5 protein-coding genes are annotated in these 10688 nt (G+C 64.6%); 4 read left to right on the top strand and 1 reads right to left on the bottom strand.

All coding sequences use genetic code 11. From position 1 onward, the window contains the following. Positions 1 to 258 precede the first annotated feature (258 nt). Positions 259 to 516, top strand: coding sequence for a hypothetical protein (locus tag SB764_RS36600; protein WP_065057738.1), 258 nt, complete (start codon positions 259 to 261; stop codon positions 514 to 516). 99 nt (positions 517 to 615) lie between these two features. Here SB764_RS36600 and SB764_RS36595 read toward each other — a convergent pair whose 3' ends face one another. After that, positions 616 to 2676: a glycoside hydrolase family 28 protein gene (locus SB764_RS36595; protein ID WP_410866267.1), complete on the bottom strand. Its 2061-nt coding sequence runs from the start codon at positions 2674 to 2676 to the stop codon at positions 616 to 618. Positions 2677 to 3228: 552 nt separating this feature from the next. Between SB764_RS36595 and SB764_RS36590 the strand changes: the two genes are divergently transcribed. The 3 genes from SB764_RS36590 to SB764_RS36580 all read left to right on the top strand — a co-directional run bounded on the left by SB764_RS36590 (position 3229) and on the right by SB764_RS36580 (position 10681). Next, complete coding sequence (locus SB764_RS36590; protein ID WP_183038866.1) at positions 3229 to 5118, top strand: DUF2138 family protein; 1890 nt, start codon at positions 3229 to 3231, stop codon at positions 5116 to 5118. Further along, positions 5115 to 5810, top strand: coding sequence for a DUF1175 domain-containing protein (locus tag SB764_RS36585; RefSeq protein WP_110329949.1), 696 nt, complete (start codon positions 5115 to 5117; stop codon positions 5808 to 5810). Before SB764_RS36590 ends, SB764_RS36585 begins: the two co-directional genes overlap by 4 nt. Before the next feature lie 146 nt (positions 5811 to 5956). Next, on the top strand, positions 5957 to 10681 hold the full coding sequence (locus SB764_RS36580) for an alpha-2-macroglobulin family protein (protein ID WP_410866268.1): 4725 nt from the start codon (positions 5957 to 5959) through the stop codon (positions 10679 to 10681). Positions 10682 to 10688: the final 7 nt, after the last annotated feature.

The following is a 10688-nucleotide window of genomic DNA, read 5'->3' as shown; positions in this document are numbered from 1 at the left end:
CGCCGATGATAGTGCGGATTGCCCGTGTGAAAGTAGGTAATCGTCAGGCTTCTTATGCAGTACGTCCAGAACCCCGGTTTCTCCAGAAGAGAGCCGGGGTTCTGGCGTTTGGGCGTGGGAAATACGCGTCGCCAAAATCCGTCTCGTTCGTAAACCTCGCGGCTTAGCCAGTTTGCTGGCACGATGTTGCACTGCACATTATCATCGTCATACGAACGATGAACGTGCTGTCGATGTCGACAGCGAAGAGAGGGCATCATGGCCGACCTGCTGCTTGGCAATGTAGAAGAAAACATCGCCGACGAAGAGATCAACGCGTTTTTGCAGAAGTACGGTTTCCCGTCCTTCGATCATATTCAGCGCGTGACGGGCACCGGCGCGCATCCCGCCGCGCTGTTGCACTACGCGAGTGCCAGCGAGGAAATACTGCGGACATTGCAGCCTCGCGTGCATCACATCTTCTGGAATAATCGCACCATCACCGCGCAAATCATTCCCACGCGCGAAGTCGATTGAATCCCACTGAATCACTGCCGAATCTCAGCTCCGAATCCCAGCTAATTCGCATGCGCCCGACGCAATGCCGGGCGCAATACTGGCTGCAATCAATCGACGCTATCCCACCAGCGACGTGTTATACGTCGTTCCGCCGATTGCGACGTTATTCAACGTAATCGCATTCACGTTGTTCACGTAGATCACCCCCGGATTCGTCGCCGATGTCGTGCCACTGCAAACCGGCGTGCCGAGATTGCAGTTCGTGATCGTCACGCCGCTGATCGGCAGTACGGTCGGCGCGGGCGCCGGCCCGTTGTAGTCGGCGGCGACCGGCCCTTGCGCGACGATGGCCTGAAAGCACGAAGCCGTCGTGCCGCTCGAAGTCACGTTGCCCGCCGTCACATTGGAGATGTTGATGTTCTTCACCACCGGCGGGCTGATACGCACGGCATCGCCGGCTGGACTGTAATCGCAATCGAAGGTGATCAAACCGCCCTGCGAGGCCGCCGGATTCGATCCCGCCGAACTCGTGGTCCCCACCGGCACCGACGCGGTAATCGGACTGCCCGCAATCATATTGCTCGCGCCATAACCCTTGCCGACCAGCGTGACGCCGTTGGGCAGCGTCACGCCGTCGATCCACACATCCTGCACCGCGCCGCCACGATTCATATTGGTCTTGATGCGAATCGCGATATTCAACGGATTGGTCGCCCAATTCTCATTGAGCATATTCAGATTGCGCGCATAGATGTTCTGGACTCCTGCGCTCATTTCGCTGCCGAGCGTGAGGCCGCCATGCCCGCTATTCATCGTGCAATTCTGGATCACGTGATATTGCGCGGGACCATATTCGATATCCAGCGCCTTGCCCGATTTGATGGCAATGCAGTCGTCGCCGGTATTGAACGTCACGCCATCGGCGAGCACGTAACTGCACGCATCCGGATCGAAGCCGTCGTTGTTCGGGCCGATGCTGTCCGCGAATACGCCCTGAATCACCACGTTCTTGCAATCGGTCGGATGATGCTGCCAGAACGGCGTGTTCTGCGTATGGTAGTTCTGCATCAGCACGTTGGTGCAGCCGATGAATTCCACCATGCATGGGCGCAGATAGTGCCCGTTGCCAAACACGCGCTGCGCGACCGTCACGCCCAGTTCGGCGAGCGCGGGCAGATAGTTCTGATCCTGCGCCCACGAAGTGCCCGTATCGAGCAGCGGCAGCAGGGTGGCGGCCTCGGGATTCGTCATCGCCGAACTGCTCAAGGTTGTGAGCGCGGCATTGTTCGGATTCACATAAGCCTGCGAAGGCGTCGACGAACTCGCGCAGCCATACGCGCCATTCGTGCCCTTGAAGGTCCACCAGCAAAACGACGGCGTCACGCCATTCGCCTGCGCGGGCGTCATCGATTGGCCGTTGAGAATCGAGCTGTCGCCTTCGCCGGTGAGGCCGATATTCTGCTGCTGATACGCGTAAATGGGCGAGCCGAAATTGAGGCAATCGTTGGCCTGCCAGCGCGTCCAGTAGAGATTCCCGTTCGCCGTGGCGTGCGGGCCATCGACGGCGTAATCAGCGGGATTCGGGCTGAAATAGATCGTGCAATTGGCGCTCAGATGAAAATTCACGTTGCTAAGCAGTACGATCGGTCCGCCGCAATACCAGTTGCCCGCGGGCACGACCACGCGGCCGCCGCCCGCTGCATTAGCCGCCACGATCGCCTGGTTGAATGCCGTGCGCGAATCGTACGCCGTACCCGTGATCGACGACGACACCATCTGGTCGGCGCCGGGGCTCGTCGGCGAGGCCGTCTGGCCGAGCCAGGGAATGGCCGGGCTCCAGGCTGTCGCGGCCACGACCTGCGTGGTGAGCGGCTGCGCGCCATAGCTCGTGACCAGATAATCGGTCGACGGGAACAAGGAGAGCGCCACGTGCTGGACTGCGTCGATGATCTGCTGCGCCGCGCCGCCGGTGCCCCAGATCGGATCGACCGATGCAGCCGTGCCGGTGTCTGCGGTGCTCGCTGCGGTCGTCGAGCCGCCGCAGCCGGGCAGCGTGCCCAGCAGGCTTGCGCCCGCCGTGGCGCCCGCGAAAGCCATGAAACTGCGGCGGGCGGGAGAGGCCGGTGCGCCGGATGGGCGCGCCGGGGCGAGGCCGTTTTCGTTGTTCTGCGTTGGCATGGGTCACGCCTCCTGTTTTGTCTCGCTAATGGACTTGGGTGTCTTCTCGTTGTGCTTGAGCCTCGATTCCGACGAGGTTGCCATCGCGGAATCGAGCAGGAATTGTTGTTAGACAAGATGTAAAGTGTCAAGCAACTATCTCCAGGGAATGACCCTGATCGGCTTTTTATGCGATGTTGATTGACGACCTCACGCGTAGCCCCGATGAACGTCGGGCGACCGCGCCGTGGCGCATCCGGGCAATACGGCGGCCGATGCGCATCTGTCCGTATGGGAAATTTCGAATCGCTAATGACGTACATCACAGTGAAATCGAAATCGATTAATCGCTGATTTCTTCTGCTTATTAAATCTGATAAGCGATACGCATAATCCGAATTGTCAAAAATCACAAATTCAACATGCTTTTAAAACAGCTTTCAGTTAATATTCGACCTGCTGCATAAAGCCGTTTGTGGGAATAGGGAGACGCGCGGCGATTAATTCTCGCCGCCGAGGCTGGCGCAACGGCGCAGGACAAGATCATTATTCAATTTCAGGGCGATTGATCCCATGAAGTTAACGCGCAAAAAGATCGCCATAACGGCCGCGGTTTTAATCGTTGCGCTGGTCGCCATTCAGGCGATCTGGCGGCCATTCGGCGGTAAAGGGGCGTTTCGTTCACACGAAGTCGCATTCGATATTCGTTATCCCGACGCCATCGTCGACAGCGTGGCGCTTTCCCGCCTGCCGCGCGACATGATTCGCGTGCCTTTGCTGCATAGCCTGCTCACACGCGATTTCGTCGATTACTACGAATCGAATTCCACGCGGCTTTCCGCCGAAGGCGCGGTGCGTCGTCTCGCGTTCGAACACGATCTCGATTGGCGCGATGAACTCATCAAGCGCGTATTCGACGAACCGTCGCGCGTATTGCTGTGGCGTTCGCCCGATGGCCGGCTCGGCTATTGGGTGATGACCATGCGCCGTAACGGCCTCGCGAAGCTGATGCAGGCCATGGCCAATGTCGCCGCGAGCGATACGCAATTGAGCCAGGCCGGCACGCTGTCCGGCGACGTGCCCGTTTACGCGCTCAAGCTCGCGGTCGGCCACACGCTGCTGTTCGCGGCGAAGGGCGACCGGCTTATCGTCATGTCGGAGCCGGGCATGCTGTTCGATGCGGATGGCAAGGCCATCGGCGAACGGTCGAAAGCGCTCGCGCAGATGCTCGACGACGGCGGCGCGGACGCGCTGCGCACCTATCGCCTCGACGACGCCTCGGCCGACGTGAGCGGCCATCGCGTGATCGTCTCGGTCAACTATCTCTCGTTTGGCTATCAGGCCTTTTTCTCGGGCATCAACGCGCTGCGCTTCGACTTCGCCGCCTCGCACGCGGCCGCCAAAAGCGCGCCCGCGAGCGATGCCAACGCCGATGCTGATACCAGCGGCGCATGGAGCACGGCCGCGCTGATCGATCCCGCGCATCTGCCGCAGCACTGGAACAGCGCCGACATCTGGCGCGCCTTGCCCGCGAACGCCGCGGCGTGCGCGAGCCTGCCGGTCGACTGGAACGACGCCGCCGATCTGCTCGGCAAACTGGGCGACGCCGAACAGGGCGCAGCGAAAATCCTGCGCGAGCAGTTCGCCGGTCCGGCGGGCGTGTGCTGGTACGCGAAGTCGACGCTCGTGGCGCCCGTGTTCGTCGCGCGCCTCAAACCGGAGGCCACGCAGGACGCCACGCAACTCGCCGCACTCAAGGGCGCGCTCGCGAGCGTGTTCGGCGACGCGATCGGCGCTTACGAAGCGAAGGCCGGCAACGAAGCGGGTTATCGCCGCTTGCCGGTGCAATCGCGCGACGTGTCCGCGGGCGTCACGCTCTGGACGCGCGCCGTGAGCGCGCGCTCGGGCACGGCGCAAAGCGCGGGCTCGCCCTACGCGGCGCAGCTTTCCGCGCCGCGCTACTTCCCGGTGACGCTCGCGCTCGCCCACGGCTATGTGGTGTTTTCGCCCGATGCGCGTCTCGTCGACGACACGCTGGCCGTGCTCGACAAGCGTTATCCCGCGATCGCCGACACGATTGCGCCGCAGCGTCTGTCGAGCACGATGATGTCGGTGACGCCGTCCGCCGCCGCCGCGCTGGTCGAGCGCGAGGCGGGCCGCGCGCTGCCGGCCGATCAGGAAGCGATCTTCCGCAACGCCGCGCGCACGCATCTGCTGCCGAAGCTGCACGCGGTCGCGAGCTATCCGCCGCTCGCGCTGAGTCTGCCCGATTCGCTGCCGTCGTCGCTGGGCTGGGTGCCGGTCGAATGGCACTTCGAGCCGCGAGCAAGCACCGCACCGCGCGGCGACGCGGCGGCGGGGCGTCCGCTCGGCGCCGCGCAAAACGATGCCGGAAGTAGCGCAGACGAAGGCTCCGACAACGCCGCCGATCAACCGGCGCAACCCGGCACGAGCGGCGAATGACGAGCCGCCGCGAGTTCCTCGTGCGCTGCTCGACGGCGAGTGCGACGCTGCTGGCCGCCGCGCTCGCGCAGCCCGCGCACGCACTCATGCCGACTCAGGCCGCGCCCGATCCCGACGCGCTCACGCCCGAGCAATCGGCCGTGTTCCGCGCGTGGTTCGTGCGCATCGTCGATCAGCAGATGCGCAGCGGGCCCACGCCGCGCTGGACGCAACGCGATTGCGCGGGACTCGTGCGCTTCGCCGCCATGGAAGCGCTGCGCGAGCACGACGCGCGCTGGCTCAAGGCGAACGGCATGAACAGCGTCGCCGACGCGAGCCGCCTGCCGCCCGAACTGCAACTGAACGAGCAGCAACGCGCGCTCGCGAACCGCTGGACGCGCATCGACGGCAGCGTCGGCGCGTACGCATCGGCCATCGCGCTCGTGCAACGCAACAGCCGCTTCGTCTCGCGCGACGTCAATCAGGCGCTGCCGGGCGATCTGCTGTTCTTCGATCAAGGCGACGACCAGCATCTGATGATCTGGCTCGACCGCTACATCGCTTATCACACGGGCACCGTCACGCCGACCGACAACGGTCTGCGCGCCGTGGCCGTTTCCGACCTGATGCAATGGAAAGATTCCCGCTGGCAGCCGTTCGACGGCAATCCGAATTTCGTCGGTGTGTTTCGTTTCGCGTTTCTGACGCCATGAGTGCCGCCATGCAACGTCTGCTCGCCCGCGTGTTCGCACGCTCTGTGTTTTCCGGTCTTTTCGCGCGCGTTCGCGCTGCGAAATCGGGTGTGAAATCTAACGCGCGATGCGCGTCGCTGATCGCGTTGCTCGCCGTGTGTGTCGGCATGAGCGCGATGCCCGCCTGGGCCGACGACAGCGACGCTGCGAACGCCGCGCAACAGAATATCGACGCGAATCCCACGCTCGGCGCACCCACTTCCAGCGGCTACGACAGTCAGGTCGTGCGCGGCCAGCCGTTCTTCCTGCTGTCCGATGCGAGCTACGGCAGCAATCAGGTGGCGCAGGTGCGTCTGGAAGCGCCGGGCCGCGAATTCCAGTCGGAACTCGAAGCGTATGGCGGCGCGGATGTGGTCGTCTACAAGGTGCCGAAGCCGCTCGAATTCCTGAAGGCGCAGAAGAATCTGCATCGCCTGAATATCAAGCCGAATTATCAGGGCGAAGGCCTCGCGAATACGCTCGCGTATCTGTGGGATCGCTGGGTCAGCGACGCGCGCCGTGCATGGCAACGCGTGTTGTCGTTCGCGACGCGCACGAAGGTGACCGAAGCGAAGCCCGAATTCAAGCTCGGCGATCAGACCGGTGCGCCGACGCATTTCGAGCCGCAGTCGCATTTCGCGCCGCTGCGCGGCTACGATCTCGTCGCGCGCTTCCGCTATCCGATCTGGAATGCGAAGACCATTCAGCCGCCGAAGGGCGTGAATCTCGCGGGGAGCAGCAGCAATTTCATCGAGGCGTCGTCGGGCAACGTGATGATTCCGGTCGGCAAGCTGCCGCCGGGCCTTTATCTCGTCGAGGCGATCATCGGCAATTACCGCGCGCATACGCTGCTGTTCGTGTCCGATACGGTCGCGGTGGTGAAGGCCGCGTCGAGCGGCATGCTGGTGTGGACCGCGCGCCGCGACAACGGCAAGCCCGTGGCCAATACCGATGTGAGCTGGACCGACGGTGTGGGCGTGCTGCAAAGCGGCGCGACGGGCGCGGACGGCGCGCTCGTGCTCCAGCACGTTTCGCCGGAACGCAGCTATGTGATCGGCAGCGATCCGCAAGGCGGCGTGTTCGTATCGGAAAACTTCTATTACGACAGCGAGATCTACAACACCAAGATCTACGCGGTCACCGACCGTCCGCTTTATCGCCCCGGCGACGCCGTGCATGTGAAGTTCATCGGCCGCACGTTCCAGAGCGCGAATCAGTCGACGCCCGCCGCGCCCGCGCAGCTCAAGCTCGACGTGCTCGATCCGAACGGCGCGCCGATCGCCACGCGCAACGTGGATTTCGCCTCGGAAACGGGCGGCGAGGCTACGTTCACGCTGCCGTCCACGGCGCAAGGCGGCGGCTACACGCTGCGCTTCGACTACAACGGCGACAGCTACGGCGGCGCGTTCCGCGTGGCTGAATACGTGAAGCCGCACTTCGACGTCAACCTCACGATGGACAAGCCGGACTACGCGACCGGCGACACGCCCAAGGGCAAGATTTCGCTGCGCTATCCGGATGGCAAGCCGGTGAAGAACGGCAAGGTGTCGGTGACGCTGCGCGCGCAGAAAGTGGCGATCGTCGACGGCGAATTGCGTTACGCCGGTCTCTTTCCGGTGAAGCTCGAACAGCAGGAACTGGAAACCGACAGCAACGGCGACGTCACGCTCACGCTGCCCGCCGCGAAGGATCCGAGCCGCTACGCTTTGACGCTGTTCGCGCAGGACGGCGCCGCGTATCGCGTGCGTGTGACGCGCGAAGTGCTGATCGCGCGCGGCGCGACGCCTTATCGCCTGACCACGGCGAAGTCGTTTTCGCAGCCGCACGAGCGGGTGACGTTCACGCTTGCGGCGCTCGCGAAATCCAGCGCCAACACGAGCACAAACGCCAACGCCACCGCCACCGCGCACAAGCCCGCGAAGTGGGAATGGCTGCGCCTCGAATCGCAGACCAAGGCGGAGGGCACGCTGCCCGCCGCCGGCGCCGAGGGCCGCGTGAGCTTCCCGCTCGAATTCGCCGAGCCCGGTTCGTACATGCTTTCCGTGAAGGACGACGCGGGCAATCTGCTCGCGGCGTCGAGCCATTGGGTCGCGGGCGACGGCCTCAAGGCGATTCCGGGCAGCGTCGAGATCGTGTTCGATCGCGACCGCTATCGCATCGGCGATACGGCCGAGGCGCTCATCACGTTCCCCTACGCCGTCGACGACGCATTGCTCACGCTCGAACGTGACAGCGTCGAAGCGCGCGCGCTGCTTTCGGCCGGCGCCGACTGGCTGAGCCTCACGCGCGTCGCGCCGACGCAATGGAAGGCGCGCATCAAGGTCGGTCCCGAGTTCGCGCCGAACATGACGTTCTCGGTGCTCTACGTGCACGACGGCGAATACGTGTTCCAGAACGCGGGCATCGTGGTCGCCAAGCCGTCGATCGACCTCGCGGTGAAGAGCGACAAACCGGTCTATGCGCCGGGCGAAACCGTCACGCTCGATCTCGGCAGCACGCTGGGCGGCAAGCCGCTGCCCGCGCATCTGACCGTGAGCGTGGTCGACGAAATGGTCTACGTACTGCAGCCGGAAATCGCACCAGATATCGTCGACTTCTTCTATCATCCGCGCCGTAATAACGTGCGCACGACCTCGAGTCTTTCGTTCATCACCTACGACCTCGCGGTGTCGGCGATGCGCGGCGCGCCTGGCGGTCCGCAGCGCGGTCAATACAACGAGCGCGGCGTGAAGGTGCTCGAACGCCCGCGTCGCGACGATATCGACACGGCCGCGTGGCAAGGCGATCTGCAAACCGACGCGAACGGTCACGCGCGCATGACGTTCAAGATGCCCGACGCGCTCGCGCGCTGGCGCATCACCGTGCGCGCGATTGCCGCCGATGGCACCGTGGGCCAGCGCACCGCGTACGTGCGCTCGGACAAGGCGCTCTATCTGAAGTGGAGCGGCCCCGCGAGTTTCCGCAGCGGCGATCAGCCGGTGATCGACATGCTCGCGTTCAATCAGGGCAACGCCGACGTCGACGCGCAATGGACCGTGAACGGCGCGGGGCTCGCGCTCGATCGCAAGGTCACGCTCAAGCCTGGCGCGAACTATCTGGCGCTGCCGCGCACAACGCTTACTCCGGGTCTCGTCGATGCGAGCCTGAGCGTGAACGGCAAGCCGGTCGATCGCCTGCAGACCTCGGTGAAGCTCGGCGCGCCGGGTTGGCTCGATCTGCGCGAGGTGCCGGTCACGCTCGACACGAATCCGAAACCGCTCGCGCTCGCACCCGACGCGCAGGACGTGCGCGTGCGCCTCGTCTCGAACGGCACGAGCCAGTTCGCACGCGTTGCCGACGACCTCATCGAGTATCCGTACGGTTGCGCCGAACAAACGTCGAGCCGCCTGATTCCGCTCGCGCTCGCACACGATGCGCTTGGTCGCGACGCCGATGGCGCGAGTCCGCAGAGCGCCACGCAGGGTATCGAAGCGCGTCTGCGCAATCAACGTCAGCGCCTCGCGCAACTCGCGGGCATCAACGGCGCGTTCGGCTGGTGGGGCGACACCACGGGCGGCAGCGCGTTCATCACGGCGTACGCGTATTACGCGGATTGGCTCGCGAGCCGCAGCGTCGGCATCACGCTGCCGGACAGCAACTGGCAGCACGCGCTCGACGTCTATCGCGACAACGGCGCGAAGGAGCCGCTGCTGCATCGCGCGCTCGCGCTCTGGCTGTTGCAGCAGATGGGGCAGCCGGTCGCGACGCCGGTCGCGGGCGTGGCGGGACAGCTTGCGCAACAGGCCTCGTCGATGTTCGATCAGGATGCCAAACGATCGGCGAACGCGGCCTATGCGCCCGAAGACAGCCTCGTGTTCGCCGCGCCCGATTCGGCGCGCGGTCTGCAGGCGGCTGTGGTGTTGACGGCCTACACGGCGCGCGTCACCAACGCGAGCTTGCCCGAAGGTTTCGACACGCTCGCCGCGCGCGCCCGCGCCTCGTTGATGGACAACCCGACGCCGCTGATTCAGAGTCTGCTGGCGATGGCCGGCGACGCGGGCACGCCGGTCGATGCGAACGCCGTACTTCAGCGTAGCAGCGCGACCTATCCGACCGTCGATCGCGCGCTCACGCTGCTGTGGCTGCGCAAGGCGATGGCCGGTTCGCGCGTCGGCGACACGCAGCAGCCGTTGCCGACGCTGCAAGGCAGCGGCTGGAGCCGCACGACCACGCCCACGGGCGCGAGCGTCTGGAACTGGACGGGCGCGGCGCTGCCGGTTTCGCTCGATGTCGGCGGCGCGCGGCCGGACGCGACGGCGCTGGTGTCGTATCGCAGCCGCGCGGCGCAGGCGAGCCGCTTGCCGGTGAAGCTCGAACGCACGCTGTATCGACTCGATCCGATCAAGCCGACGAGCGACGCTGAGAAAGAAGCGGGTCACTTCACGTTCGCCGCGCATCGCGTGAAATCGGGCGACGCGATCGACAGCAACGCGCTTTACGTCGACGAAGTCACGCTCACGCCGCAAGGCAACGGCGCGCTGCATTACGGTCTGCTCGACGTGCCGCTGCCGCCGGGCGGCTCGGTGGAAGCGACGAGCTGGGGCGTGAGCATCGATGGTCTGCCGGGTCCGGGCGAGGGCGGCAGCGGTCCGCAGCCGTTCGCGCGCGCGGCGACCTACGAAATGGGCGATCTCAGTTATCACCAGCCGGTGCCGTTGCTCGACAAGCCGGTTGCGCTGCGTCAGCTCGTGCGCTTCGCGTTGCCGGGCACGTTCACGCTGCCGCCCGCGCGCTACTTCCGCATGTATCAGCCCGAGCAGAAGGCGTACGAAGGCGGCCGCAGCGACCGTATGGTCACGCTGCGCGTCGAGTGAGGCGTCA

The sequence above is a fragment of the Paraburkholderia sp. SIMBA_027 genome (assembly GCF_046535315.1).
Lineage (GTDB): Bacteria > Pseudomonadota > Gammaproteobacteria > Burkholderiales > Burkholderiaceae > Paraburkholderia > Paraburkholderia tropica.
This window is presented reverse-complemented; position numbering and strand designations above follow the sequence as displayed.

Bases quoted from the DNA above. Each gene is read 5' to 3' on its own strand.
- SB764_RS36600 (WP_065057738.1), top strand. From the start codon at position 259: ATGGCCGACCTGCTGCTTGGCAATGTAGAAGAAAACATCGCCGACGAA.
- SB764_RS36595 (WP_410866267.1), bottom strand. From the start codon at position 2,676: ATGCCAACGCAGAACAACGAAAACGGCCTCGCCCCGGCGCGCCCATCC.
- SB764_RS36590 (WP_183038866.1), top strand. From the start codon at position 3,229: ATGAAGTTAACGCGCAAAAAGATCGCCATAACGGCCGCGGTTTTAATC.
- SB764_RS36585 (WP_110329949.1), top strand. From the start codon at position 5,115: ATGACGAGCCGCCGCGAGTTCCTCGTGCGCTGCTCGACGGCGAGTGCG.
- SB764_RS36580 (WP_410866268.1), top strand. From the start codon at position 5,957: ATGAGCGCGATGCCCGCCTGGGCCGACGACAGCGACGCTGCGAACGCC.